This is a genomic window from Dactylosporangium maewongense (assembly GCF_039531485.1).
Taxonomy (GTDB): Bacteria; Actinomycetota; Actinomycetes; order Mycobacteriales; family Micromonosporaceae; genus Dactylosporangium; species Dactylosporangium maewongense.
Genome location: NZ_BAAAQD010000002.1, coordinates 122,895 through 149,565, shown reverse-complemented (window position 1 = coordinate 149,565; position 26,671 = coordinate 122,895). Strand labels below are relative to the sequence as shown.

Sequence of the window (26,671 nt, the reverse complement as noted above, 5' to 3'; positions counted from 1 at the left end):
TGCAGCACCCCCTACAGGAACGGCAGGTAGAACGCGAAGGCCAGGATCAGCGCGCCGGCGCCGAGCAGGATCGGGGAGCGGTACCAGGCCCGGTCACCGGCGAGCTCGCCGGCGCTCAGGTCGTGGTCGCCGACGCCGTACACGAGGCCGCTGAGCTCCTCGTCGGTCTTCCGGGTGGTGAAGAGGGTGACGACGACGGAGACGATCGCGACGGTCACGAACGCGATGCCGGCGCCCCAGAACGACTCGTCGAGGTCGGAGCCGAACGTGAACCAGCCCCACCACTTGTAGCCGGCGTAGACGATGAACGCCGCGACCGTGCCGGTGAGCAGCCCCCAGAAGCCCGCCCACGCGGTCATCCGCTTCCAGAACATGCCGATGATGAACGCACCGAACAGCGGGGCGTTGAACAGCGAGAACAGGGCCTGGATGTAGTCCATGATGTTGCTGTAGCCGGAGGCGATGAACGCGGTGCCGATGCCGATGATGACGCCGACGACCGTGATCCAGCGGCCGATGCGCAGGTAGTAGCCGTCGGGCTTGTCCCGCTTCACGTACTCCTGCCAGATGTCGTACGTGAAGACGGTGTTGAACCCGGAGACGTTGGCGGCCATGCCCGCCATGAACGACGCGAGCAGGCCGGTGACCGCGATGCCGAGCACACCGTTCGGGAGGAACTCGCGCATCAGCAGGGGGATGGCGTTGTTGTACTGCAGGTCGCCCTGGTCGGCGCCGAGCCCTTTGACCGTGACGAGCGCGACCAGGCCCGGGATGACGGTGACGAACGGGATGAGGACCTTCGGGTAGGCCGCGATGATCGGCGTCCGGCGGGCGGCGCTCATGTTCCGCGCCGACAGGCCACGCTGGACCTCGGCGAAGTTCGTCGTCCAGTAGCCGAACGACAGCACGAACCCGAGCCCGAAGACGATGCCCCACCAGGGCGCGCCGAGCGGATTGTCGCTGCCGCCGGTGCCGGCCCAGGTGTGCAGGCCGGCCTCGCCGAGCTTCGTGTCGCGGACCGCGTCGAACAGCCCGTTGATCCCGCCGACCTTCACCAGGCCGATGATCGCGATCGGCAGCAGCCCGGCGATGATCACGAAGAACTGGAGGACCTCGTTGTAGATCGCGCTGGAGAGACCGCCGAGGGTGATGTACGCCAGGACGATCGCGGCCCCGACCACGATCGCGGTCCATAGCGGCCAGCCGAGCAGCGCCTGCATGATCAGCGCGAGCGCGTACAGGTTGACGCCGGCGATGAGGACCTGGGCGAGCGCGAACGACAGCGCGTTGAGCAGGTGGGCGGGGCGGTTGAAGCGGCGCCGCATGTACTCGGGGACGCTGCGCACCTTGGAGCCGTAATAGAAGGGCATCATGACGATGCCGAGGAACACCATCGCCGGAACGGCGCCGACCCAGTAGTAGTGGACGGTCATCATCCCGTACTTGGCGCCGTTGGCGGCCATGCCCAGGATCTCCAGGGCACCCAGGTTGGCGGAGACGAACGCGAGACCGGTCACCCAGGCGGGCAGCGAACGCCCGGACAGGAAGAAGTCGGCGCTGTTCTTGATGGAGCGGCGGGCGGCGAGGCCCACGCCCAGGACGGTGATGAAGTAGAGCGACAGCAGGACGTAGTCCAGCGCGTCCATCTGTAGGCGGAGACCATCGGCGAGTGTTCGCACCCGTTCCTCCCCAGCGACGACGAGTGAGCGTCAATTCACCTACCCACGGGTAGGTGACGCTCAAACCCGGCCATCAGGGGAGATGCTCACCAATGATCTTCAATAGGTCCTGCGCGCCGTAGGGCTTGTCGAGGAACGCGTCGCAGCCGGCGCTCATCGCCGCGGCCCGCTCGTGCGGCAGCACGCTCGCGGTCAGGGCGATCACCTGCGGGCGGTCCGGTTGGGCGCTGAGATCGGCGGCGAGGCTGAGCCCGTTGCCGTCGGGCAGGTTGACGTCCAGGAGGATCAGGTCGACGGCGTGCTCCGCGAGCGCGTCGCGGGCCACCTGGAGGCTGCCCGCCTCCACCAGCTCGATCCGGCGGATCATGTCGTCGGTGGCACGGGCGAGGATCGCCCGGACCAGGACCCGGTTCAGCTCCTCGTCCTCGACCAGCAGAACCTTGCTCATGCCGTCACCTCCGCTGCGCCAGGCCTGCTCATGTCAGATCGCTCCGTTTCCGCGTGCGTCGGACAGTGTGCTGGCCACGGCGGCCAGGTCGACCCACTCGCGGACGCCGTCGGAGGCGGCGGCGCTGCGGGGCATGGTGCCGATGACCTTGCCGGTCAGGCGGACCCGGTCGGCGTCGGACAGGTCCGGCTCGGTCAGCGCCAGGACCGGGATCCCCCTGGTCGCCGGGTCGCCCTCGAGCCCGGCGAGGAGCGCGAAGCCGTCGACGTCGGCCATCTGCAGGTCGCAGATGATCAGGTCGAAGCGCCGGTCGCGGGACAGGCGCAGCCCTTCCGGGCCGTCGTCGCAGGTGACGACGTCGATGCCGCCGTCGCGGAGGTGCTGCTCGACGACGTGCCGGGTCTGGTCGTCGCGGTCGACCACCAGCACCGAGGCGCCCTCGGCGCCGGCCCCCTTCGCCGGGACGATGTGCCGGGCGAGCTGGGCGAGCAGCAGGTCGTGGTCGACGGGCTTGACGAAGAAGTCGGTGGCGCCGAGCGACAGCCCGGCCCTGCGGTCGTCGACGATAGTGGCGAAGAAGACGGGGATGTCGCGCAGCGCGTCCTCCTGCTTGAGCTCCCGGATCACGTCCCAGCCGTCGATGTCCGGCATGATCACGTCGAGCAGGATCGCGTCGGGCGTCCAGCTCCGCGCCGCGACCAGGCCCTCGCTGCCGCCGGGCGCGACCCGCACCCGGTATCCGGCGGCGCTGAGGTAGGTGCGCAGCAGCTCGGCCGCCCGGGCGTCGTCGTCGATGATCAGCACCCGGCCGCGCACGGAGCTCGCGCTGACGCTCCGGTCCGCGAGCGGTTCGTCGGTCGCGGCGTCGGGGATCTCGGCGGTGGCGTCCGGGAGCCGTACGGTGAAACGGCTGCCCTCGCCGAGCGCGGACTGCAGCGCGATCGAGCCGCCGTGCGCCTCGACCAGCCGCCGGGTCAGCGCGAGGCCGAGCCCGGTGCCGGCCTTCCGCTGGGCGGCGTCGCCGACCTGCTGGAACTCCTCGAAGACGCGGCCGTGGTCCGCCGCGGCGATGCCGACCCCGCTGTCGGCGACGGTCAGCGCGACCTCGCCGGCCCCCTGCGCGGCGGTCAGCGAGATCCGGCCGCCCTCGGGCGTGAACTTGATCGCGTTGGACAGCAGGTTGTCCAGGATCTGCCGGAACCGGAGCGGGTCGACAAGGACCCCGACCCGCGGCACGTCGATCGTCACCTCGAGGCGCTTGCGGTCGGTGAGCGGCCGCAGGCCGGTGATCACGTCGTTGACCGCGGCGTCGAGGGCGAGCGGCTCCGGGTGCAGCTCCATCCGCCCGGCCTCGACCTTCGCCAGGTCGAGGATGTCGTTGATGAGGCAGAGCAGGTGCCGGCCGCTGTTGTGGATGTGGTCGACCCACTCGGCGGGCACGGCGCGCCGGTCGCCGTCGGGGTGCTCGGCGCGCATCAGGTCGCTGAAGCCGATGATCGCGTTCAGCGGGGTGCGCAGCTCGTGGCTCATGCCGGCGAGGAAGTCGCTCTTGGCCTGGCTGGCGTACGTGAGCGCGTCCACGGACTCGGCCAGCTGCTCGGCGAGGCGGCGCTGCTCGGCGACGATGGTGCTGCGCTCCGCCAGGACCTGGGCCTGGCCGCCGAGCACCGCCGCGAGGCGCAGGTCGTCGACGGTGAACAGGGCGCGGTAGTGGTCGAGCAGCAGCACGGCGCCGCGCTCGCCCTGCGCCAGCGGCAGCTCGAGCGCGGTGACGTACTGGGCGCCGGTGGTCTGCGCGTACCAGGCGGCCAACTCGCTCTTGTCTCCCCTGGCCGGCTGCCTGGCGGTCAGGAGCGCCTGCAGGTCGGCGGCGGTCAGCTCGGGCATCGGCTCGTGCGGCACGCTGGCGCCGGAGCGGCAGACGGCGGCGACCTGCTCCAGGCGGTCGTCGGGGGCGGTGCGGACCAGCACGACGGCGTCGGCGCCGGTCGTCTCGTGCACCACCTGGACGTAGCGGCGCCACACCTGGCCGGTGCTGACGGCGGCCGGCAGCCGCTGGAGGTCCTCGGTCGCCTCGTACCAGACGGTGGCCGACATCATCCGCCGCAGCCACGCGGGCGGTATGAACGCGACCAGGTAGCCGATCGCGGACACCAGCGCCACGACCCGGCCGGCGGGCGCCAGCCAGCTGGTGGTGCCCGGGTACAGCACGGCGCCGGTGAACAGCATCAGCATCATCAGCACGAACAGGTAGGTGGCGGCCCCGGCGAGCCGCAGCCTGGCCCGGGCCGCGCCGGAGCGCCGCTGGGCGCCGAGCAGCAGGTACGTGCCGGCGATCACCTCGGTGACGGTGAACGCGCCGGTGGCCAGCAGCAGGTAGCCGAGGTTGAGCGGCCGAGGCGCGACCGCGACGGCGGCGATGCTGGCGAGCAGCGCGACCAGCAGGGCGCGGCTGAGCCAGGCCGGCACGTGCCGCAGCTTTGCGGTGAGCCGCAGCGTCAGGTACGGCTGCAGCATCAGCAGCGCGGTCGAGGCGGCGCTCGCGGCAAGCGGCAGCGGGCTCACCAGGACCTGGCGGGCCATCGCGGTGGCGCACACCACCACCGGGGGCAGGAAGATCAGCGTGATGTCCCGCTGGATCGGATCCCGGGTGGCGGCGTACCCCACAAGTGCACGCAAGAACACCGCTACTACGAGCAGTGTTGTGACTAGAGTTACCATTCGACTACGCCCCGTAACAGTAGAACGGGACTCACTCTAGCCAGGGGGACGGATGGGCGCGACGGAACCGGCCGACGAGCTCGCCCTGTTGCGGGCCGAGATCGCCGACGGGGCCCACGACCTTTCCAACGCGCTGGGCGCCATCCTCAACTATGTGGCGTTCCTGTCCGAGGACCTCGCCGCCGACTCCGCCGCCGCGGACTACCTGCCGCACCTGCAGAGCGCGGCGCACCGGGCCCTCGGGGTCGTCGAGCGGCTGAGCGCCAGCGGCGCCCGCCACTAGCGCCGCCTTCTCCGTTACCGGCGCTCGGTCAGGCTCTCGCGGTGGTCGTTACCGGCGCTCGGTCAGGCTCTTGCAGTGGACGCAGAGGGTCGCCGACGGGAAGGCCGTCAGGCGGGCGACCGGGATGTCCTCGGCGCAGCGCTCGCACCGGCCGTACGTGCCATCCGCGAGCCGCTCCAGCGCCCGCTCCACCTGGTCCATCCGGCCGCGGATCGACAGCGCGAGGGCGAGCTCCTGGTCCCGGCTGAACGCCTTGGTGCCCAGGTCGGCGACGTCGTCACCGGCGTCGACCACACCCGCGAGGGTCATCTCGGCGACCGCCTCGGCATACTCGTCGGCGAGCTCCTGATGACGCGCCGACAGCGCGGCACGCAGGTCCGAAGAGCGCTGCGCGCCACCGGCGACCGTCATTTCTGGCTGGACGAGCATTACGGGCCCCCCTGGAGTTCGATTGGGTTTCGGTTTGCCCATCGCAGACCTGCCGCAAACCTGTCACCTGCCCGACTCGCGGTGCCGTGTCACTGTTCAACGGGGGCGTGAGCGGGCACCATGAGGTACGTGTTCACGGTCGACCCCGACGACCTCGTCGCGCCCGGCGCGGACGCGGTCAGCGTCGAGGTGCCCGTCGGCGAGGCGCGTCAGGCCCGCCGGGTGATCACGCGCGCGCTACATGTGTGGGACCTGCCCCACCTCACCCGCGCCGCGGTGATGGTCGGGCACGAGCTGGTCGCCAACGCGCTGCGGCACGGCATCCCGCCGGCCGCGCTGCGCCTGCTGCGCCGCGACGGCGCGGTGCTCATCGAGGTGGGCGACGCGAGCCCCGCCCTGCCACGGATCACCGAGATCGACAACGAGACCAGCACCTCGGGGCGGGGCATGTTCATCGTGTCGCGGCTGGCCCATTCGTGGGGCGTCCGCCCGCAACCGATCGGCAAGATCGTCTGGGCCGAGCTGATCTAGGCCGGCGTCCTTCCCGTTCATCAGCGCTGGTGGTCGTTGTACTCGTTTGTCAGCGCTGATGCCCGTTGTTCAGGCGGCCTGCTTCTCGTCCGCTCGTCGATCAGGCGGCCTGCTTCTCGTCCCTGATCGGCAGGATCTGGTCCAGACCGGTGATCTCCAGGGTCATGGACACGTCGTCGTTGGGGTTGGCGACGATCAAGGTCGCGCCCGCCTGCTGTGCCCGCCGCCAGCAGCCGACCAGCGTCCCCAGCCCGCTCGAGTCGATGAAGGCGAGCTCGGTCAGGTCGATGACCAGCTCCGTCACGCCTGCGTCCAGCTGCTTGACCACCTCGGTGAGCAGCTTCGGTGCGGTGTCCAGATCCAGGTCACCCACCGTGTCGAGTCGTGCCCGCTGCCCCTCGCGGCGCACCGACAGCTCCCAGACTGTCTCGTCGTTGACCACGTTGCGCTGTGTCCTTTCGCGAACCGAGCTACGGATCGGCTACTGATCGCTGGTCAACAGTGTGTGGTACCCATTGGGCGGACTTCAAACGCTCACACCGTTTGACCCGGTCCGGGGTACGACGCAGACTCGAACCCATGACCAGCGACCTGGGCTTCGTGGGGCGTGCCCCGGACGCGCTGGACGACGCCGCCATGCTGGCCGTCGCCCAGCGGCGGGCCCAGTTCCTCGCCGACGCCAGCCGCACCGTCTCCGGGTCGCTCAACCTGCCGCACACCGTCCGGCGCTCGCTGACCGCATGCGTGCCGCACCTCGCCGACTGGGCGCAGATCATGCTCATCGGTCGGGACGGGGCGTCGTACACCAGCCTCGTCGTCAACAAGACGGGCACCTCCTCCGCGGCCCGGCGCCATCCCGACGCCGACGGGGTCAACGGGCAGTCGAGGCTACTGGTCACCGGGCGGCCGGAGCTACTGCACGTCTCGCTGGAGCAGGACCCGCTGGAGCCCGACGGCCTGCTCGCCCTCGTGCCCGACGAGCGGATGCGCGAGCAGGTCACGGCGCTGCGCCCGGCCGACGTGCTGGGCCTGCCGCTGACCGCCCGCGGCACGACGTTCGGCACGCTGACGCTCGCCCGCCGCACCGGCTTCGGGTTCGTCGCCGAGGACATCTCCATCGCCGAAGAGCTGGCGGTCCGCATCGCGCTCGCGCTGGACGCCGCCCGCCGGTATGCCGAGCGCGCCGGCGTGGCCACCGTCCTGCAGGCCAGCCTCCGGCCGCCGGAGCTGCCGAAGCTGGAGGGCAGCGCGCTCGCCGCCCGCTACCGTGCCGCCTCCACCGACGCCGAGATCGGCGGCGACTTCTACGACGCGTGGGGCAGCCCCGACGACTGGTCGTTCGTCCTCGGCGACGTCTCCGGCAAGGGCGTCGAGGCGGCCGTGGTCACCGGCCAGGCCCGGCACACCGTCCGCGGCGCCTCCGCCGTCGACCGCGACCCCGCCGCGGTGCTCCGCGCCCTCAACACGATGCTCGACGGCACCGCCTCCGGCCGGTACGTGACCGCCGTCTACGGCCGGGTCCGCCGCCAGCCCTGCGGTGCCCTGCACGTGAAGGTCGCCTCCGCCGGCCACCCGCCGCCGCTGGCCGTCCGCGCCTCAGGCACGGTGGAGCCCGTCGCGGTGCGCGGCCTCGCGGCCGGCCTGGTCCCCGAGGTCGAGTACACGCCGGCGGAGGTCACCCTGTCACCCGGCGACACCCTCGTCCTCTACACCGACGGCGTCACCGAGGCCCGCCACCACAGCGTCCGCGACGGCACGCGGCGCCTCGCCGAGCTGCTGTCGCAGTACGCGCAGGTGGGCGTCGACGCGCTGGTGGAGGCGATCGAGATCGCCGTCCTCGAAGGCTCCGACGGCACGCAACGCGACGACCTGGCGGTGCTGGCCCTGCGGGCGGCCGCCTCGTGACCGCTCTGCCCTTCGGGCCGTACTTCTCGTTCCTAGAGCGCCGGGACGCGGCGGGCGCCGTGGCGCACGCGCTCGCGCTGGTCGACGGCGGCGCCGACCCGGTCGACGTCCTGCTCGACGTCGTGGGCCGCGCGCAGGAGCAGGTCGGCCTGCGCTGGGCGGCCGGCTCGTGGACCGTCGCCCACGAGCACGCCGCGACCGCGATCAGCGAGTCCGTCGCCCTCGCCGTCGGCGCCCGCATCGCCGCTCCCGCCGACCCGCTCGGCCACGTGATCCTCACCTGCGCGGAGCGCGAGTGGCACGGCCTGCCGGCCCGCCTGGTCGGGTACTGCCTGCAGGCGGCCGGCTGGCGCACCACCTTCCTCGGCGCGTCGATGCCCGCCCGCCAGTTCGCCCGCTTCCTCGACGACGTGGACGCCGACGCGGTCGCGATCAGCTGCTCCGTCGCCGCCTCCCTGCCCGCCGCCCGCCGCCTCATCGACGCCGCCCGCGAGGCGGGCCTGCAGGTCCTCGTCGGCGGCGGCGCCTTCGGACCGGACGACACGCGGGCCCGGGCGCTGGGCGCCTCCGGCTGGGCGAAGGACGCTCGCGCCGCCGCGGCGGTGCTCGACGGCCTCGTCGCCCGCGGGGACCTTCACAGCGCCGCCACGGACCGCGCCCGCCACGCCGGCGCCGACGAGCACGCCGAGATGGTCGTCCGCTTCGCCGAGTTCCGCGCCACGGCCCGCCGGAGCTGGCTCGAGTCCCCCCACACCGGACCTCAGGACTCGGCCTCGCAGGACCCGGCCTCGCAGGACGGCGGCCTGTTCGACGACGCGATCGACCACGCCCTGCACGCCCTGTCGGCGGCGCTGCTCACCGACGACCCGAGGCTGCTCCGCGAGGCCAGCGACTGGCTGACGGCGCTCTTCGCCGCCCGGGGCGAACCCGCCGGCGCGATCCCGGGCTTATGGCTCGCCCTGCACCGCACCGTCGGCGAACCCCTCCCCGAGGCCGCCCGCCACCTCAAGTCCCTGTAACTCTGAGCAGCAGGAACTACTGCACGTACTGCCATGAATACGGGTTTGAAGGTCAATTTGCAGGCGTGGTGTAGGTTGCCAAGTAGGCGGTGCGGCACCAGCCCGAAGCGTGCCGGACCCGCGAACGTTCAGCGCAGGCTGCCCACCAGCACGGTGCGGCCAGCCATCGACCAGCAGACCCCCACTGACCCCGGCCAGCTCGCAGGCGCGCGTTACCGGCACCCGTCCGCGGACGCGTCCACTCGCCCGCGGACGCGCATTACCAGCGGTCGCTCGTAGCGCGTGTTCTCGGCGGACGTACGTAGCGCGCGTTACCGACGGACGTTCATAGCGCACGATCATCGCGTCTTCGTCGCCGGTGCTGGCGGGGTTACCGGCGGGCGTGCATAGCCGGGGGCGCGTGCGTCACGCAGCGGTTCGTGGCGCGGGTTACCAGGACGATTTGCGGCGCGGGTTACCAGGACGATTTGCGGCGCGGGTTACCAGGACGATTTGCGGGCGCGTGCCTCGTAGAGGAGGACTGAGGCGGAGACGGAGACGTTGAGGGAGTCGCCCGAGCCGAGCATGGGGACCGCGACGCGCTGGTAGCCGTGGCCGTACCACTCTTTGCCGATGCCGTAGCGTTCGCTGCCGACGACGAGGGCGGTGCGGCCCGAGTAGTTCGCCTGGCGGTAGTTGACCGCCTCGTCGGTGTCGGCGAGGAGGACCGTGAAGCGGTGGCGCTGGAGCCAGGCGACGGCGTCGGCGGTCTGCTCGAACTCGATCGTCGGCACGGTGAGGATCGTGCCCTGGCTGGCGCGGATGACCTTCGGGTGGGTCAGGCGGGTCTTGCGGTTGGTGAGCACCAGGCAGTCGGCCCCGCAGGCGTCCAGGGACCGGATCAGGGTGCCGAGGTTGCCGGGGATCTCGAGGCCGTCGGCGACCAGTACCAGCGACGTCTTGCCGAACCGGAGATCGCCGGCGTCCCAGCGGGGCAGTGCGGCCAGGGACAGCAGGCCGTCGGGCTTGTCGCGCTCGGAGATCTTCTCCAGGGTCCGGAGCGAGATCCGGAACGACCGGTCCGCCCGCGCGGCGATCTCCTCGGCGCGGCGGTGGGCCTCGTCGGCGTAGATCGCCTCGGGGCACCAGAAGAACGTGTCGATCGGCGCGCCGGCCTCCAGGAGCATGTTGTGCGCCCAGAGGCCCTCGGCGACGAAGAGCTTGTAGCGGTTGGGTGCGGTGTTGTTCTGGATGTGCTGCACCTGCCGCACGGCGGGGTGTTGGACCCCGATGGCCTGGAGTTCCATCACAACGTGACGGTAACGGACAGTTCCTCAGCGTCGGTGATGGCCCACGACCGGACGTTGCCGGCCGCGGTCAGGTCGGCCTTGACCTGCTCCAGGACGGCCGCGGGGCCGGCCACCGCCAGCAGCGCCACCTCGGCCCGCATGGACTGCTGGGCCGCCGACTTCGCCTTCCGCACCGCCGCCAGCACCGCCGTCGCAACCGATAAAGGGGAAATGTCGGAAATGTCAGTGGAGGGGAGGTTTAGAAAGGAAGAGGAGAGGCCGCCGTCAACCGCGGAGGAAGGTCCGCCGTCAACCGCGGAGGAAGGTCCGCCGTCAACCGCGGAGGAAGGCCCGCCGTCGGCCGCGGAGGAAGGCCCGCCGCCAGCGGAGGAGATGCCGGTCGGCCAAGAGGCGCGGTGGATGGAGCCGGGCTGCCACCAGGACCAGATCTCCTCCGTCACGAAGGGCAGGAACGGGGCGAACAGCCGCAGCAGGGTCGACAGCGCCGTGGTCAGAGCGGTCCGGGCGGAGTCGGCGGCGGGAAGCTCGCCGTAGGCGCGGGACTTGACCAGCTCCAGGTAGTCGTCGCAGAAGGACCAGAAGAACTGTTCGGTGCGTTCGAGGGCGCGCGCGTAGTCGTACACCTCGAAGGCCGCCGTCGCCTCGGTCACCACCGTGGACAGGGCGGCCAGCAGGGCCTGGTCCACGGGCTCGGTGACGGCACCGCTGGTGGGCACGGGGAAGCCGAGCACGAAGCGGCTCGCGTTGAGGAGCTTCGTGGCCAGGCGGCGGCCGATCTTCATCTGGTTCACGTCGAGGGCTGTGTCGACGCCCGGGCGGGCGCTGGCCGCCCAGTAGCGCAGGGCGTCGGCGCCGTGCCGTTCGAGCATGGCTTCCGGGGAGTCGCCGGCGTTGTCCTTGGACTTGCCGATCTTCTTGCGGTCGGGGTCGACGATCCAGCCGGCGATCGACGCCCGCTTCCACGGCAGCACGTCGTGCTCCACGTGGGCGCGCAGCACGGTCGAGAAGAGCCAGGTCCGGATGATCTCGTGGGCCTGGGGGCGCAGGTCCATGGGGAAGACCCGGGTGAAGAGGTCGGGGTCGTCGAGCCAGCCGCCGATGATCTGCGGGGTCAGCGAGGACGTCGCCCAGGTGTCCATGACGTCGGGGTCGCCGATGAACCCGCCGGGCCGGCCGCGCTGCGACTCGTCGTAGCCGGGTGGCGTGTCGCTGCTCGGGTCCATCGGCAGCGCCGAAGGCACGATGGGGTCGTCGTGGACGGGGTGGGCGTCGTCGTCGAGGCGGTACCAGAGCGGGATCGGCACGCCGAAGAAGCGTTGCCGGCTGATCACCCAGTCGCCGGTGAGGCCTTCGACCCAGTGTTCGTAGCGGGAGCGCATGTGGGCCGGGGTCCACTGCAGCTCGCGGCCCCGGGCGAGCAGCGCGGCGCGGAGTTCTGGCGAGCGGCCGCCGTTGCGGATGTACCACTGGCGGGTGCCGACGATCTCGAGGGGTTTCTCGCCCTTCTCGTAGAACTTCACCGCGTGGGTGATCGGCCGTGGCTCGCCTTCGAGCATGCCGTCGGCGCGCAGTGCCGCGACGATCTTCTCCCGGGCCTGGTTGACGGTGAGGCCGGCGACGAGTGCGTACTGGTCCTCGTCGACGCCGGGCGGCGGTTGCAGGCCGAGCCGGCCGTTGCGCTGGATGACGGTGCGGGTCGGCAGGTCGAGCTCCCGCCACCAGGTCACGTCGGTGAGGTCGCCGAAGGTGCACACCATCACGAGGCCGGTGCCCTTCGCGGGGTCGGCCAGGGGGTGGGCGAGCAGCGGCACGTCGACGTGGAACAGGGGCGTGCGCACGGTCGTGCCGAAGTGCGGCTGGAACCGCTCGTCGGAGGGGTGCGCGACCAGGGCCACGCAGGCGGGCAGCAGCTCGGGCCGGGTCGTGTCGACGGTGAAGTCGCCGAAGCGGATCCGGTGGTAGGCGCCGGGGCGTTCGCGGTCTTCGAGCTCGGCCTGCGCGACCGCCGTGCCGAACGTGACGTCCCAGAGGGTCGGGCCGTCGACGGCGTACGCGTCGCCGCGGGCGAGGCTGTTGAGGAATCCCTGCTGGGCGGCGGTCCGGGCCCGGTCGCCGATCGTCGTGTAGAGCAGGGTCCAGTCGACGGACAGGCCGAGGTTGCGCCACAGCTGCTCGTAGGCCTGCTCGTCGACCTCCGTCTGGCGTTTGCAGAGGTCGATGAAGTTCCGCCGGCTGATCTTCTGGGGCGGGCCGCCGGGGGTCTTCGTGATGACGAGGTGTTCGTCGTACGGCAGGGCGGGGTCGCACTGCACCCCGTACGTGAGCTGCACCCGCCGCTCGGTGGGCAGGCCGTTGTCGTCCCACCCCATCGGGTAGAACACGTCCCGGCCGCGCATGCGCTGGTAGCGGGCGATCGCGTCGGTCTGCGTGTAGGAGAAGACGTGGCCGATGTGCAGTGCCCCGCTCACCGTCGGCGGCGGCGTGTCGATCGAGAACACGCTGTCGCGGGTGGCGGTCCGGTCGAATCGGTAGGTCCCTTCGGCGTCCCATACCTTTACCCAGCGCGCCTCGAGGCCATCGAGGGTCGGCTTGGCAGGTATGCGCGTCGAATCGGACATGTGCCCCATGCTAGAGCGGTGGATGCCGCGACACCCCTCAATAACCGCATCGCCGCCGGTCTGGTGTTCCTGACCAGCGGTGCCGTGCTCGTCCTGGAGATCGTCGGGCTGCGGCTCGTCGGGCCGTACGTCGGTGTGACGCTGTCGAGCAGCACCGCGATCATCGGTGTGGCCCTGGCCGCGATCGCGTATGGCGCGTGGACCGGTGGCTGGCTCGCGGACCGGCGGGGCGACCCGCGCCGGCTGTTGTCGCCGTTGTTGCTGCTGGGCGCCGCCGCGACGGCCGCGACGCTGCCGATCGTCCGGGTGGCCGGTGCGTGGCTGCGCGACGCCGGGCCGTCAAGTGTGCTGCTGCTCGCGGCGATGGCCTTGTTCGTGCCGGCGGCGTTGCTGTCGGCGGTGACCCCGCTGGTGGTGAAGCTGCAGCTGGCCGATCTCGCGCACACCGGGAGGGTGGTGGGCCGGCTGTCCAGCGTCGGCACGCTCGGCGCGATCACGGCGACGTTCGCGACGGGGTTCGTGTTGGTGGCCACCGTGCCGACGAGCGTGATCCTGCTGGTCCTGGCGGGTGTGCTGGCGCTTGCCGGCTTCGGCTTCGGCGGGTACTGGCGGCGCACCGGCAACCTGTCGGCGGCCGCGGCGTTCGTCGTGATCGGCGTGCCGCTCGGCATCGTCACCCCTTCCCCGTGCGACGTGGAGACCGCGTACACGTGTGCCGCCGTCGGCGAGGACGGGGGTGAGGGGCGCGTCCTGTTCCTCAACGGCGCCCAGCACTCCTATGTGGATCTCGGCGACCCGAAGCATCTGGAGTACGCGTACACCCAGTGGATCGGGTCCTATGTGGACGGTCTGCCGGCGGGTCCGCTGGATGTGCTGCATGTGGGTGGTGGTGGGTTCACGCTGCCGCGGTACGTGGCCGCGACCCGTCCGGGCAGCGACAACCTCGTCCTGGAGCTGGATCCGGCGCTCGTCGAGCTCGACCGGCGGCGGCTCGGCCTGCGGACGGGTCCGCTGCTGCGGGTCGAGACCGGTGACGCCCGCGCGGGTCTGCGCCGCCAGCCGTCCGCGTCGCGTGACCTGGTCATCGGTGACGCGTTCGGCCATCTCGCGGTCCCGTGGCATCTCACGACCCGCGAGCTGGTCACCGACGTCCGGCGGGTGCTGCGTCCGGGTGGTGTCTACGCGCTCAACGTCATCGACGGTCCGGCCCGTCGCTTCGTCCGTGCCGAGGTCGCGACCATCGCCGCCGTGTTCCCGTTCGTGACCCTGGTGGCGCCGCGGCCCGCGTTGCGGGGCGAGACCGGCAGCAACTTCGTCGTGTTCGCTTCCACGTCGCCGGTACGGGCGATGCCGGACTCCCTGACCGGCGAGGAGCTTCGCGCGTTCGTCGGCGGAGCGCGGGTCCTGACCGACGACTACGCGCCGGTCGACCAGCTGCTCACCTGGGACTGAGCGGTTTCGGGTCCCGTCCGGTCAGGTGCCGTACGTCGTCGCTGACGGTCGCGAGCTCGCCGGCGGCGATCGCCTCGTAGGAGCTGACCCATCCGGCGACCTCGAACGCCGGCGCCCCGTAGTGCGCCCGTGACGCGTAGGCCTCTTCGACGGTCTCGGGGACGTAGGTGAGGCCGAGCCTGGCCGCGACCTCGTGCATGGTCAGCGCCTCGGGCCCGGTGAGCTCGTAGGTCCGTCCGTCGTGCCCGTCCTGGGTGAGTGCCGCGACGGCGCTCGCGGCGATGTCGTCGTAGGCGACGGCGGCGAGCCGGCCGTCGGCCGCGGGGCCGCGGATGACGCCGTCGGGGCCGGCGAGCATCGGCAGCATCTCCTGGTAGAGGTTGTCGCGCAGGAAGGTCCAGCGCAGGCCGGTCTGCCGGATGTGCTGCTCGGTGTGCCAGTGGTCCCGGCCGAACGTGAAGGTGCAGTCGGGTGCGGCGCCGGCGAACGACAGGTACACGATCCGCTGGACGCCGGCCGCGACGGCCGCGTCGACGGCGCTGCGGTGCTCGGCGACCCGGTCGCCCGACTCGCGCGCCGAGACCAGGAACAGCGTCCCGACCCCGTCGAGCGCCTGCCGCATCCGGCCGGTGTCGCCGTATTCGGCGTCCTTGCGGGTCAGCCGCCGCGCCTCAGGGACCCCCGCCGCGACTCGTCTGCCGACCTGCCCGGACGCCCCGGTCACCGCGATCACACACCCAGTATGCGCCGCCGCCCCGCCGTGATCCCGTGCGGTGCGGGATCATGGCGGGGCGGTGAGCCGGACGCGGGTAACAGCTACTTGGGCTGGGCGGCCTGGCCGCGCAGCGAGATGGCCTGGAGGAAGATGTCGCCGATCTTGGCCGGGTCGGGGGCGACGAAGGTGCCGCCGCCGACGGCGTCGGTGATCTGGCGCATGGCGCCCTCGCCGACCTTGTCGCCGATGCCGATGAGGATGACCTGGATGGGCTTGGCCGGGTCGGCGGTCGCCTTGAGCTCGGCGATCAGCTGCTCGAGGGAGAGGCCGCCGGCGGGGTCGTCGTTCTCGCCGTCGGTCATGACGATGAGGGAGTTGATCCGGCCCTGGTCCCAGCCGCTCTGCACGGCCTTGTAGCCGGCGAGGATGGTGTCGTAGAGGGCGGTGTCGCCGTTCTGCTTGGGGCGGATGCCCTGCAGCGCCTGGAGGCACTGGTTGCGCTGGCTGACCAGCGGGCCGATGGGGACGAGCTGCTTGTAGTCCTTGGCGCCGTCGAGCTGGGTGGAGAAGGTCCACACGCCGAGGGCCCAGGAGTCGTCGAAGAGCTGCATGCCGCGGCGGGCCGCCTCGAGGGTCACCGTCATGCGGTCGGCGCCGCCGGCGGTGGGGACCTTCGTGAGCATGGAGCCGGACACGTCGATGACGGCGAGCATGCGGGCCGGGAGGGTGATCGCCTGCCACTTGGTGAGCAGGCCTTCGATGGCGGCGGCGTCGGGGACCTGGCCGGCGGTGAGGGAGGTGGGTGCGCCGGTCGGGGTCTGGAAGCCCTTGCCGGCGACGCCGTCGGAGCCGCGGAGGCCGATCGCGCCGAGCCGGTCCCGGAACTGGTCGCCGCCGAGCACCTTGAGCAGCTGTTCGGCGGCGGCGGTGCGTTCCTTGCTGAGGATGACGAACGGGTAGTCGAGGGCGAGCGGCGCGGGCTCGGCGTAGATCGCGGCGAGGCGGACCGGCGGCTGCTGGGCGTTGTACTGGATGACGGCCTGCTCCGACAGCGGCGCGACGGTCAGGCCGGCGCTGAGTGCCTGCGGGTCGGAGCCGCGCGGGAACTTCTGCATGAGGTCGTCGCGCAGCGAGGACCGGCCGGCGGCGAGCGCGCGGAGGGCGGCGGTCGCGGTCTGCGTGGCCTGGGTCTGGTTGCCGCCGGCGGAGGCGGTCGCGGCGGCGGCGAGGGTCATCAGGCCGGCGAGGCCGGTCGAGTCGCGGCTGGGCTCGACGATGCCGAGCTTGACCTTCTGGTCGCCGGCGACCTTCCCGATCAGGTCGGTGTACTTGATTTTCGTCTGGGGCCAGCCGAAGGAGGTGGTCGCGATCGGCTCGGGGACGGCGACGACGATGGGGCTGCGGGCGATCGACTTGGCGTCGGCGGGGAGGCCGGCGGGGTTGACGGCGCGGAGGCGCTGGAGCCACAGGGACGAGTCGGGCACCCACACGTCGGGGATGCGGGTCTTGCCGTTGGCCTGGCCGACGCCGGTCAGCGACTTCTTCGAGGTGGCGGCGATCGCGGCGGCCACGTCGGCGGACGCGGCCTCGATGACCTCGACGTCGACGCAGCCGTCGCCGGTCTTGGCCTGCGCGGACCAGTCGGCGACCTGCTGCTTCAGCGCGGGTGCGATGTCAGAGGGTGCGCTGACCGTGAGCTTGGTGGACGCACCGCACGACGGCTGGGAGTACTTCCGGAACGCATACCAGCTGCCGGCGAGGACTACGAGCACGGCGACGGCGGCGGCGCCCATCTTGAGCGCTGCGCCTGACGACCCCGCTGAGCGGTGGCGACCTTTCACGGCTCTTATCCTCCGGACCGGCGGCCTCTGCGGCCTTGTACCTTCGGTTGGAAATCACTGACGGTACGCATCCCAACAAACGAACGCCCAATCTACAAGGCACCGAAGAATCGTAGTTATCCGAACACGGTTCGCAATCACGCCGAGACAAACCGCCGCAAGCAGGCATTCCGCTCGCACTTAAATCTGCCCTAATCGATCTTCAGCGTGCCCGGGCGGTCACGGAGTGTCACAACCAGCGGCCGGTGGTCGGAGAACGGCACCGCCGGGGCCGCCACCCGCAGGACCCGCGGGAGGCGCTCGATGCCGCGCCCGTCGGCCAGCACGTGGTCGAACTGCACGCGTGGCGCCGGTGCCGGGAAGGTCGGCAGGCGCGCGAGCCGGTGCCAGCCGGAGAAGAGCCGGGGCAGCCCGCCGGGGAGGTTGAGGTCGCCGAGGAGCACGCGCGGTGCCGGCAGCGGCCGCAACGCCCCGCGGACCAGCTGGAGCTGCCGGACGTTCCAGCCGGGGACGAAGGACAGGTGGGTGGTGGCGACCGTCACACGCCCGGCGGGGGTTTCGAGCACCGCGGCGATCAGGACCCGCGGCTCGTCGTCGAGGAACAGCAGCTGGGGTCCGGCCAGCAGCGGTGAGCGCAGCGGGGCGGCCGGCAGGCGGGTCACCCGCCAATCGACCACCGGATACCGGCTCACCAGCGCGACGCCGTAGTGCGGGTCGGTCCCGTCCTGGTCGCCGTCGGTCGCCGTCCGGAAGCCCTCGCCGGGGGTGCCGACCACCGCCGGCACGAACATGACATGCCCCGCGCCCAACGCGTCGGCCGCGATCGCGGCGAGGTCGGCGTGGCCGCTGCGGTGCTGGCCCCGGTCGACCTCCTGGAGCCCGAGGACGTCGGTGTCCAGCGCGGCGATCGTTGCGTGGACGCGGCCGGCGTCGACCTGCCCGTCGGCGAGAGACCGCCCGTGCATGAGGTTGAACGTGCCCAGCCGCATGCCTCATTGTGGCCGCCGCAGCTTCCGCACCGCCGCCTTGGCGATCGTCTCGGTCTCGGCCCGGTCCACCTCCGGCTGGCCGAAGTGCACGAGGGTGCAGGTCGCGCCGCCGACGCGGACGACGAGCAGGTAGCCGCCGAGGGTGTAGGCGTCGTCGCCGGCGCCGCCGGACGCCGCCATCCTGACCGCCGCGGACTCGTCGCCGAGGCTCGGCAGCCCGGCGTCGGTCACCGTGACGCTGGTCGTCCCGCCGCCGGGATCGGTGTCCGTGAAGGCCGCGCACCGGGTGCCGAGCTCCCGCAGTACATCCACCGCATCCGGATCCGCGGAGACCTCCTCGGCGAGGAAAGGCCCCGCGGAGCCGCCCTCGAACCGGACGCCGGTGCCGCCCCCGCGGAACCGGTCGATCAGGGCGCCGCAGCCGGCGACGCTGACCGTGCTGTCCCCGCTGACCTCGGGCTCCACCTGCGGCGGGCTGGTCACGTAGCCGTCGGGCAGATCCTCGACGGCGAGCAGCGCGCCGCCGGTGGCCGAACGCGAAGGCTCCGGCCCGACAGATGTCGGACCGGAGCCACACGACGCCAGCGTGAGCGCCAGCGCGATGCCGAGCAGGTGTCTGGTCATCAGGCCTGAACGGTCGGCTGCGAGCCCTGGTGCAGCGGGGTCCGCGCGCCGGTGGCCAGGTCGACCGCGGTGACCCAGGAGTGGCCCTGGTGCGACGCGGTGAGCACGCCGGTGCGGGTGCCTGCGTAGACCATCTCGCGGTCGTCGGCGGCGCCGATCTGGTGCCGGTTGCCGCCGTCGGCGTCGGCCTCGGTGACCCGCACCGCGGTGCCGTCCTCGGTGTAGGTGGTCCAGGTGACCTTCCGGCCGTCGGGCGACCAGGCGGGGACGACGCCGAAGCCGCTGGTGCCGCTGCCGCCACCGCCGTAGTAGTCGATGGCGCGCTCGGTGCCGGTCTCGACGGTGCCGACGCTCAGGCAGTTGTCGGCGATCGACTCGCACTCGCCGCCCCGGAACGCGATCTTCGTGCCGTCGGGCGACCAGGCGACCGCGTCGTCGGTGCGCAGGCGGTCCGCGAGCTTCACCGGGCCGGCCTGCCCGGTTGCCTGCTCGGTGATGTACGCGACCTCGGGGACGGCCTGGTCGCGGCAGGAGGCGGGGAAGAGCGGCTGCGACCCAGAGCCCTCGGGACCCTCGGGGCCGTCGGCCGCGACGCGGAAGACGCCGGGGCCGCCGGTGCACGACAGCGCGGCGTAGGCGATCCACTTGCCGTCCGGGGACCACGAGGCGCCGCCGGAGACCCGGTCGCTGACCTGGCGCTTGCCGCTGCCGTCGGCGTTCATCACCCAGACCGTGTTGTTGTGCAGGTAGGCGAGCTTCGTGCCGTCGGGGTTGAACCGCGGCCGGGCGTTGACCTCGTCCTCGGTGAGGCGGACCTCGCTGTAGCCGTCGCTGCTGTAGATGACGCCGGCCCGCACGTAGGCGACGGCCTTGCCACCGAAGGCCGCAGAGGAGGCGCCGGCGGGAGCGGCGGAGGCGGTGGTCGAACCGATCATCGTCCCGAGGCCCGCCAGTGCGGCGAAACCGGCCAGCGTGACTGCCTTCTTGATCGTGTTGCCGTTCATCCGTGCCCCCCGTGGTGCCGTCTCTTCCGTGTGACGCTGAGACCATCGGCGCAACCGTGCCGCACCTGAACGGTTCCCCGCCGGGAACTTGCGGGAAATTCCGCCAATCGGACATTTGGTGCGGGCGGTGTGAACAATCTGCACTTGCAGTGCCTTTTCAGGACCGTGTCTCACGGGTGAGGATCGGAGGTATGACTGACACACAGGCCCGCGTGGCGATCGTGACCGGCGCGGCCCGCGGCATCGGCGCCGCGACCGCCCTCCGACTGGCCGCCGACGGGCACGCCGTGGCGGTGCTCGACCTGGACGAGGGCGCCTGCAAGGACACTGTCGAACAGATCCAGGCCGCCGGCGGGCGCGCCCTGGCCGTCGGGGCGGACGTCGCCGACGCACAGGCCGTGGCCGCCGCCGTCGACCGGGTCGCCGGCGAGCTCGGCCCGCCGCTGGTCCTGGTCAACAACGCCGGGGTGCTGCGGGACAACCTGCTGTTCAAGATGAGCGACAGCGACTGGGACACGGTGATGGGGGTGCACCTGAAGGGTGCGTTCCTGATGAGCCGGGCCGCGCAGACGCACATGACGGCGGCGAAGTTCGGCCGGATCGTCAACCTGTCGTCGTCGTCCGCGCTCGGCAACCGGGGCCAGGCCAACTACTCCGCCGCGAAGGCCGGGCTGCAGGGCTTCACGAAGACCCTGGCGATCGAGCTGGGCCCGTTCGGCGTCACCGTCAACGCCGTCGCGCCCGGATTCATCGCGACCGACATGACCGCCGCGACCGCCGCCCGGGTCAAGGTCGACTTCGAGGCGTTCCAGCAGGCGGCGGCCGAGCGGATCCCGGTCCGCCGGGTGGGCGTGCCGGCGGACGTCGCGCACACCATCTCGTTCCTTGCGAGCGAGGGTGCGGGCTTCGTGTCCGGGCAGGTCATCTACGTGGCCGGAGGCCCGCTCAATTGAACCCGACATCGAACCCGACATCGCAGCCGGCGGACCTGGCGAGGGAGTTCCTCGCCGCGCACGACCCCAACGCGCTCGACCCGCGGGACTTCCTGCGGGCCCGGTTCGACGCCGGGCTCGCCTGGGTGCAGTTCCCGGAAGGGCTCGGCGGGCTCGGCCTGCCGCGGGAGGAGCAGGCGGCCGTCGAGGACGTGTTCGCCGCGGCGGGCGCCCCCGACAACAACCCGCGGCGCATCGGCATCGGCCTCGGCATGGCGGCCCCGACGATCCTGCGGCACGGCACCGACGAGCAGCGGCGGCGCTGGCTGCGCCCGCTGTGGACGGGCGAGGAGGTGTGGTGCCAGCTGTTCAGTGAGCCCGGCGCCGGATCCGACCTCGCCGGCCTCGGCACCCGCGCGGTCCGTGACGGCGACGGGTGGGTCGTCGACGGCCAGAAGGTGTGGACGTCGATGGCGCACGAGGCGCGGTGGGCGATCCTCATCGCCCGCACCGACCCGGCCGTGCCGAAGCACCAGGGCATCACGTACTTCGTGCTCGACATGACCGCGCCCGGGGTGGAGGTGCGGCCGCTGCGCCAGGCCACCGGCGAGGCCGAGTTCAACGAGGTGTTCCTGACCGGCGTCCGGATCCCCGACACCGACCGGCTCGGCGCGGTCGGCGAGGGCTGGGCGGTCGCGCAGACCACGCTGATGAACGAGCGGGTCGCGATCGGCGGCGGCGCGGCGCCCCGCGAGGGCGGCGGCATCGGCATCGTCGCCGACCTGTGGCGGGAGCGGCCCGAGCTGCGGACCCCGGCGCTGCACGACGCGCTGCTGCGGCTGTGGGTCGAGGCGGAGGCGGCCAGGCTCACCGGGATGCGGCTGCGCCAACAGCTGGCGGCCGGCCAGCCGGGCCCGGAGGGGTCGGCGGCGAAGCTGCTCTTCGCCCGGCTCAACCAGGAGATCTCCGGCCTGGAGCTGGACGTGCTCGGCGAGGAGGGGCTGCGGCACGACGAGTGGACGATGCGGCGCCCGACCATCGTCGACTTCTCCGGCCGGACCGCCGGATACCGGTACCTCCGCGCGAAAGGCAACTCGATCGAGGGCGGCACGTCGGAGATCCTGCGCAACATCGTCGCGGAGCGGGTCCTGGGGCTGCCGCCGGAGCACCGGCTCGACAAGGACGTCGCGTGGAAGGACCTGCCGAAATGAGCGGCCAGCGGAGCGGCTCGGGCCGCTCATCATGTGACAGGTTCCGGGCAGGCCGACGCCGGAGCGAAGCGGAGGTGGCGGCATGACCGATCTGCTGTACAGCGACGTCGAGGAGGAGCTGCGCTCCAGCGTGCGCGCGCTGCTGGGTGACCGGGCCGGGTTCGAGGCGGTGCTGGCGAGGATCGAGTCGGCCGAACCCGTCGACCTGAAGCTGTGGCGGTCCCTCGCCGTCGACCTCGGGGTGGCCGGGCTGCCGGTGCCCGAGGCGGCCGGCGGCGCGGGCGCGTCGTGGCGGGAGACCGCGGTGGTGATGGAGGAGCTCGGTCGCAGCGTCGCGCCGGTGCCGTTCCTCGGCAGCTCCGTCCTGGCGGTGGCCGCGCTCACCGGCACCGGCGACCCGCTGCTCGACGCGGTCGCCGCCGGCAGCCGGACGGCGACCCTGGCGGTGCCGCTGTCCTGGCGGACCTCCCAGCCGTGGACCGTCACCGCCGGGGGTGACCGGCTGGACGGCACCGTCACCAGCGTCGTCGACGCCGCGGCGGCCGATGTACTGCTGGTGCCTTCCGCCGCGGGGCTCTACGCGGTGGACGCCGCGGCGGCGCGGCGGGTGCCGGTGGTCAGCTTCGACCTGACCCGGCCGCTCACCGACGTCACGTTCGCGGGCGCGCCGGGGCGGCTGGTCACCGCCGACGCGGCCGGTGCCGTGGACCGGGCACTGCTGGCCGGGGCGACGCTGCTCGCCTCCGAGCAGCTCGGTGTCGCGGACTGGTGCCTGACGACGACCGTCGAATACGTGAAGACCCGGCGGCAGTTCGCCCGGCCGGTCGGCTCGTACCAGGCGGTCAAGCACCGGCTCGCGGACCTGTGGGTGAGCGTCACGCAGGCCCGCGCGGTGGCCCGCTACGCGGCGGGCTGCCTCGCGACCGGCGACCCGGACCTGCCGGTCGCGGCGGCCGTCGCCCAGGCGTTCTGCTCCCCGGTGGCGGTCAAGGCCGCCGAGGAGTGTGTGCAGCTGCACGGCGGGATCGGCTTCACCTGGGAGCACCCGGCGCACCTGTACCTGAAGCGGGCCCGCGCCAATGCGGCGACGTTCGGGTCGGCCTCCGCCCATCGCACGGCGTTGGCCGACCTGGTGTCGCTGCCGGGCTGAGCCCGGGCTGAGTCCGGACTGAGTGAGGTGTCGCGTTACAGGAGGAGCCGGGTCAGCGACTCGGCGACGCAGACCGGCTTCTCCTGGCCCTCGCGCTCGACGGTCACCTTGTTCTTCAGCTGCAGCCAGCCCTCGCCGATGTCCTCGGCGGACAGCAGCTGCACCGTGGCGCGCACCTTGGACCCCACCGGCAGCGGCGACGGGAACCGCACCTTGTCCAGGCCGTAGTTGATGCCCATCCGGGAACCTTCCACCCGGTACACGCCGGAGACCAGGACCGGCAGCAGCGACAGGCTCATGAAGCCGTGCGCGATAGTGGTGCCGAACGGTCCGGCCGCGGCCCGCTCCGCGTCCACGTGAATCCACTGGAAGTCGCCGGTGGCCTCGGCGAACAGGTTGATGTGCTCCTGGGTGATCTCCCGCCAGTCGCTGTGGCCGAGGACCTCGCCGACTGAAGCCAGCAACTCGCCGCCGTTCGCAAACGTTCGCATACCCCTGATCCTGCACAGCAAGTGCAACATCCGTCAACGACGGGCGGCCGGCCCCGTGGATCGGGACCGGCCGCCTTTGTCACCAGGACGTGCCTTGCAAGGGCGCTGTTACGTGCCGATGCGGTTGAGCTTCAGCGTCACGCCGATGTCGGTGTTGACGACGGTCGTGCCCGGGACGGCCGGGGTGACCACCGAGGTGGAGACCCTGCCGGTGCCGGGGAGCAGACCCTTCACCGTGACCGTGTAGGACGTCGACGCGCCCGGCACCGGGTCGGTGCTGGTCACGTAGAGGTCCGTGCTCGGCAGGGTGTTCACGGGCAGGCCCTGACCACCGTTGCCGTACGCGTTCTCGGCCCCGACGACGAGGTTCTGCCCGGCGGGCAGCGCACCCATCGTCCCGAAGTCGTAGGACATCGCGATGTCCTGCGGACCGCCCGAGCCCAGCCAGACCTGGAAGCGGCGCTGGTTGAGCGTGCCGAAGTCGTTCACCCGCCACTCGACGACCGTCCAGGTGCCGACGCCGTCGGTGAGCACGTTGATCAGCAGACCGGTCGCGCCCGTGCCGTCGAGGTCGGTCCAGAACGGCGCGAGGACGTTGTTCGGCTTCGCGGGGTTCGGGATCGGGGTGATGTCGCAGCAGTTGTTGTTCTCACGGCTGTCGTCGCTGCCCGGGTACAGGTAGCCGTTCGAGTCGACGGTGAGCGAGGAGTAGTCGACACCGTTGTACTTGAACGACGGCACATTGAACGTCGTCAGGTCCTCGTCGCCGACCGGGGTCACGAGCGTGCCCCCGAACAGGTCGAGCGGGATGTACCCGGCGATGGTGCCCGGGGCGATCGACGGCGTGCCCGGGATCGCGCCGGCGAGCGACGCGCCCTTCTTCTCGGCCTTGAACGGGTTGGCCACCGTGGCACCGTTCGCGCCGACGATCGGAAGGTTGATCGTGGACGTGGTGGTGAAGTCCGCCGTGGTGTCGTTGAAGGTGTTGTTCGTGGCCTTCACGGTGCAGGTGCTGTTCTGCAGCAGCGTCAGCGACGGCGGCGTGCAGGCCTGCGTCACCGTGATGTCACCCTGCTGCGGGACGAACGCCACCGGCAGGTGCAGCGCCGGCACGCTCGAGCTGACCGGCTTCAACCGGACCTCACCGAAGTACTGCGCCTTGGGGGCGTTGGACTTGATGGTGATGTTGATGGTCGCGGTCTCCCCCGCCTTCACGGTGAAGATCGCCGGGGACACAGTGATCGAGGAGCCGGCCGGCGAGGTCGCCTCGGTCCTGTAGGTCTGCGTCTTGCCGGAGACGTTCTTCGCCGTGCGGACCGCGGTGAGCTTGCCCGGCATGACCGGGGCGTTCACCGACGGAAGGTTGATCTGCACCGCGTTGACCGGGTCGTTGCCCAGCGCGTACATCCGGTCGGCCGTCTCGTCGAACGTGAGACCGGGGTTGGCCGCGAGGTTGACCTGGACCCGACCGGCACCGAGATCGAACGGGTCGGCCGGAGTCGTCCCGTTCTCCTTCTTCACGTTGGTCGTCGCCGTGGTCATCAGCGAGGACTTGATCTGACCCGGGGTGAAGTCCGGGTGGGCCGCCTTCTCCAGGATGGCGGAGCCGGCGATGTGCGGCGACGACATCGAGGTGCCCGCGATCGCCATGAAGTACTGGCCGGGCGGGCCACCGGCCGCGTCGTCCAGGACCGGCGTCTGGCCGGCCAGGATCTGCACGCCGGGGGCGGAGATGTCAGGCTTGATGAACTGGCCGCCGGGGCCACGCGACGAGAAGGTCGCCATCGTGTCACCGGTGCCGATGACCTTCGTGCCGGCCGTGAACGTGGCCGTGTTGCCCGGGTGGGCGGCCATGAAGGCCAGGAACGCCGTGCCGTCGGCGAGGTGCACCGTCGGCAGCCAGTGGTTGTCGCTCAGCGCGTCCTGCGGTGTCGCGTTGTACAGGATCATGCCGGCGGCACCACCCTGCCGCACGTTGAAGCCCTTGATGATGCGGCCGGGGCTGCGCTCGCACGCGACGATCTTGTTGACGAAGATGCCGGGCGGGGCCGGCACGGTGCAGGTCGGGTTGTTGTACGGCGGAGCCGACGCCATCACGATCTGCTTGGCCGGGGTGACGCCCTGGGTGATCGAGACGCCCTTGTAGGTCGCTGAGGTGCCGTCGGTGGATGCGACGGTCAGGACCGACTCGAAGGAACGCTTCTGGGTCGACGCCGCGACGGTGGTGACCCAGCCCGACAGGTGGTCGGTCGTGGACGCGCCCGGGCCGGAGTTGCCGGCGGAGGCGGCCACGAAGACGCCGGCCTTGTAGGCGTCGAAGAACGCCAGCTCCACGATGTCGGTGTACGGGCTCGCGCCACCCGAGATCGAGAAGTTGATGACCTTGACGCCGTCCTTGATCGCCTGGGCGACCGCGGCGGCCGAGTCGGTGCTGTAGCAGCCGGTGGCGCCACAGACCTTGTACACCGAGACCCAGGCGCCGGGCGCGACGCCGTTGATCGGCCCCCGCTCGACACCGAGGACGTTCGCCGACGCGACCGGGTTACCGGCGGCGGTCGACGCGGTGTGGGTGCCGTGACCGTCGGAGTCGCGGGCGGTGTACCCGAACATCTCGATCGGCTGCAGCGCGTTGTAGGTGTCAAGGAAGCCCTTGCCACCGATGAGCTTGTTCTGGCAGACGAACGGGTCGGCCGCCGGGGTGAGCGGGTTGTCGCCGAAGTCGCAGGCACGCGGCGTGCCGTCCGCCTTCGCGGGCGGGGCGCCGAGGTTGCCGTTGTCCGCGAACGACGGGTGCTCCGGCCACACGCCACTGTCGAGCGAGCCGAAGATGACGCCCTTACCGGCGTTCGGCTTGCCGCCGAGCGACGGGTAGACCTGGTCGGCACCGATGAAGCTGGTGCTGGAGTCGGTCTGCGGGGCGCGTGCGGCGTCGGACTGGACCGCCACCACGTTGTCGAGCGTGAGAATCGCGCCGATCTTGTTCGCCGGCACCGACATTGCGATACCGCCGTAGACGGTCCGCAGCTTCTGGCCGACCTTGGCGTCCGGAACCTGCTTCTGCAGCTGCCCGAGGAACTTGTCCTCAATTGCCTTGATGCGGCTTTCGTAACGCTGTTCCGCGGTACTTCCGGAAAGCGCCTTACCGGTGACTGACGGGCTCGTCGCCTCATATCCGGCAATACCGCCGGCATAGGTCGCGGTCGAGTCGTAGTCGAGCTTCACCGCAATCGGCAGCCGGGTGCTGTCGGTGCGGTTGAGCAGGGACTGGTCGGTCTTTGCCATGCGACTCGTGGGTGACTTCGCGGCCGAGCTCTGCTTGGCCAGCGACGCACCCGGCACC

The 26,671-nt window shown here is 71.5% G+C and carries 22 protein-coding genes; 8 read left to right on the top strand and 14 right to left on the bottom strand.

What is annotated here, in order from left to right; genetic code table 11:
• Positions 1–11: 11 nt before the first annotated feature.
• The 3 genes from ABD332_RS07580 to ABD332_RS07570 all read right to left on the bottom strand — a co-directional run bounded on the left by ABD332_RS07580 (position 12) and on the right by ABD332_RS07570 (position 4,806).
• Positions 12–1,646, bottom strand: coding sequence for a sodium:solute symporter family protein (locus ABD332_RS07580; RefSeq protein WP_344501032.1), 1,635 nt, complete (start codon positions 1,644–1,646; stop codon positions 12–14).
• A 106-nt stretch (positions 1,647–1,752) separates the two neighbouring features.
• Positions 1,753–2,127: a response regulator gene (locus ABD332_RS07575; RefSeq protein WP_344501030.1), complete on the bottom strand. Its 375-nt coding sequence runs from the start codon at positions 2,125–2,127 to the stop codon at positions 1,753–1,755.
• Positions 2,128–2,160: 33 nt separating this feature from the next.
• The gene (locus tag ABD332_RS07570) at positions 2,161–4,806 is read right to left on the bottom strand and encodes a hybrid sensor histidine kinase/response regulator (protein ID WP_344501028.1); all 2,646 of its coding nucleotides are present in this window, start codon (positions 4,804–4,806) and stop codon (positions 2,161–2,163) included.
• A 94-nt stretch (positions 4,807–4,900) separates the two neighbouring features.
• On the opposite strand from ABD332_RS07570, the gene ABD332_RS07565 reads away from it, so the two are divergent.
• Positions 4,901–5,131 carry a hypothetical protein gene (locus ABD332_RS07565; protein WP_344501026.1) on the top strand — a complete coding sequence of 77 codons (231 nt, stop codon included), beginning with the start codon at positions 4,901–4,903 and terminating at the stop codon, positions 5,129–5,131.
• 48 nt (positions 5,132–5,179) lie between these two features.
• On the opposite strand, the gene ABD332_RS07560 is transcribed toward ABD332_RS07565, so the two are convergent.
• On the bottom strand, positions 5,180–5,602 hold the full coding sequence (locus tag ABD332_RS07560; RefSeq protein WP_425552145.1) for a TraR/DksA family transcriptional regulator: 423 nt from the start codon (positions 5,600–5,602) through the stop codon (positions 5,180–5,182).
• Between the two features lie 78 nt (positions 5,603–5,680).
• Between ABD332_RS07560 and ABD332_RS07555 the strand changes: the two genes are divergently transcribed.
• Positions 5,681–6,091: an ATP-binding protein gene (locus ABD332_RS07555; protein WP_344501022.1), complete on the top strand. Its 411-nt coding sequence runs from the start codon at positions 5,681–5,683 to the stop codon at positions 6,089–6,091.
• A 100-nt stretch (positions 6,092–6,191) separates the two neighbouring features.
• Here ABD332_RS07555 and ABD332_RS07550 read toward each other — a convergent pair whose 3' ends face one another.
• Entirely contained in the window at positions 6,192–6,533 is a 342-nt protein-coding gene (locus ABD332_RS07550; protein ID WP_344501020.1) for an STAS domain-containing protein, read from the bottom strand.
• 137 nt (positions 6,534–6,670) lie between these two features.
• Between ABD332_RS07550 and ABD332_RS07545 the strand changes: the two genes are divergently transcribed.
• Positions 6,671–7,996, top strand: a complete 1,326-nt coding sequence (locus ABD332_RS07545; protein WP_344501018.1) for a PP2C family protein-serine/threonine phosphatase — start codon at positions 6,671–6,673, stop codon at positions 7,994–7,996.
• Positions 7,993–9,015, top strand: a complete 1,023-nt coding sequence (locus ABD332_RS07540; protein ID WP_344501016.1) for a cobalamin B12-binding domain-containing protein — start codon at positions 7,993–7,995, stop codon at positions 9,013–9,015. Before ABD332_RS07545 ends, ABD332_RS07540 begins: the two co-directional genes overlap by 4 nt.
• A 479-nt stretch (positions 9,016–9,494) precedes the next feature.
• Here the strand turns inward: ABD332_RS07540 and ABD332_RS07535 are convergent, their stop codons facing one another.
• Together ABD332_RS07535 and valS are read right to left on the bottom strand one after the other, a co-directional pair.
• Positions 9,495–10,301 (bottom strand): TrmH family RNA methyltransferase, encoded by an 807-nt coding sequence (locus ABD332_RS07535; RefSeq protein WP_344501014.1) that lies wholly within the window; start codon positions 10,299–10,301, stop codon positions 9,495–9,497.
• Entirely contained in the window at positions 10,301–12,922 is a 2,622-nt protein-coding gene (valS, locus tag ABD332_RS07530; protein WP_344501012.1) for a valine--tRNA ligase, read from the bottom strand. The genes ABD332_RS07535 and valS overlap by 1 nt, the downstream gene beginning before the upstream one ends.
• A gap of 18 nt (positions 12,923–12,940) precedes the next feature.
• On the opposite strand from valS, the gene ABD332_RS07525 reads away from it, so the two are divergent.
• Positions 12,941–14,374 (top strand): fused MFS/spermidine synthase, encoded by a 1,434-nt coding sequence (locus tag ABD332_RS07525; RefSeq protein WP_425552144.1) that lies wholly within the window; start codon positions 12,941–12,943, stop codon positions 14,372–14,374.
• Here ABD332_RS07525 and ABD332_RS07520 read toward each other — a convergent pair.
• The 5 genes from ABD332_RS07520 to ABD332_RS07500 form a co-directional block, all read right to left on the bottom strand.
• On the bottom strand, positions 14,361–15,107 hold the full coding sequence (locus tag ABD332_RS07520; RefSeq protein ID WP_344501010.1) for an NmrA family NAD(P)-binding protein: 747 nt from the start codon (positions 15,105–15,107) through the stop codon (positions 14,361–14,363). The two genes, ABD332_RS07525 and ABD332_RS07520, sit on opposite strands and share 14 nt — an antisense overlap.
• A gap of 83 nt (positions 15,108–15,190) precedes the next feature.
• The gene (locus ABD332_RS07515; RefSeq protein ID WP_344501008.1) at positions 15,191–16,882 is read right to left on the bottom strand and encodes a VWA domain-containing protein; all 1,692 of its coding nucleotides are present in this window, start codon (positions 16,880–16,882) and stop codon (positions 15,191–15,193) included.
• 239 nt (positions 16,883–17,121) lie between these two features.
• Positions 17,122–17,919, bottom strand: a complete 798-nt coding sequence (locus ABD332_RS07510; RefSeq protein ID WP_344501006.1) for an endonuclease/exonuclease/phosphatase family protein — start codon at positions 17,917–17,919, stop codon at positions 17,122–17,124.
• Positions 17,920–17,922: 3 nt separating this feature from the next.
• Positions 17,923–18,543 carry a hypothetical protein gene (locus tag ABD332_RS07505; RefSeq protein WP_344501004.1) on the bottom strand — a complete coding sequence of 207 codons (621 nt, stop codon included), beginning with the start codon at positions 18,541–18,543 and terminating at the stop codon, positions 17,923–17,925.
• Complete coding sequence (locus ABD332_RS07500; protein WP_344501002.1) at positions 18,543–19,547, bottom strand: TolB family protein; 1,005 nt, start codon at positions 19,545–19,547, stop codon at positions 18,543–18,545. The genes ABD332_RS07505 and ABD332_RS07500 overlap by 1 nt, the downstream gene beginning before the upstream one ends.
• 191 nt (positions 19,548–19,738) lie before the next feature.
• Between ABD332_RS07500 and fabG the strand changes: the two genes are divergently transcribed.
• From fabG to ABD332_RS07485, 3 genes are all read left to right on the top strand, one after another.
• On the top strand, positions 19,739–20,500 hold the full coding sequence (gene fabG, locus ABD332_RS07495; protein ID WP_344501000.1) for a 3-oxoacyl-ACP reductase FabG: 762 nt from the start codon (positions 19,739–19,741) through the stop codon (positions 20,498–20,500).
• Positions 20,497–21,690: an acyl-CoA dehydrogenase family protein gene (locus ABD332_RS07490; protein ID WP_344500998.1), complete on the top strand. Its 1,194-nt coding sequence runs from the start codon at positions 20,497–20,499 to the stop codon at positions 21,688–21,690. The genes fabG and ABD332_RS07490 overlap by 4 nt, the downstream gene beginning before the upstream one ends.
• A gap of 82 nt (positions 21,691–21,772) precedes the next feature.
• Positions 21,773–22,840: an acyl-CoA dehydrogenase family protein gene (locus ABD332_RS07485; protein WP_344500996.1), complete on the top strand. Its 1,068-nt coding sequence runs from the start codon at positions 21,773–21,775 to the stop codon at positions 22,838–22,840.
• 35 nt (positions 22,841–22,875) lie between these two features.
• On the opposite strand, the gene ABD332_RS07480 is transcribed toward ABD332_RS07485, so the two are convergent.
• Together ABD332_RS07480 and ABD332_RS07475 are read right to left on the bottom strand one after the other, a co-directional pair.
• Positions 22,876–23,331, bottom strand: coding sequence for a MaoC family dehydratase (locus tag ABD332_RS07480; RefSeq protein WP_344500994.1), 456 nt, complete (start codon positions 23,329–23,331; stop codon positions 22,876–22,878).
• Between the two features lie 108 nt (positions 23,332–23,439).
• Complete coding sequence (locus ABD332_RS07475) at positions 23,440–26,613, bottom strand: S8 family serine peptidase (protein WP_344500992.1); 3,174 nt, start codon at positions 26,611–26,613, stop codon at positions 23,440–23,442.
• Positions 26,614–26,671: the final 58 nt, after the last annotated feature.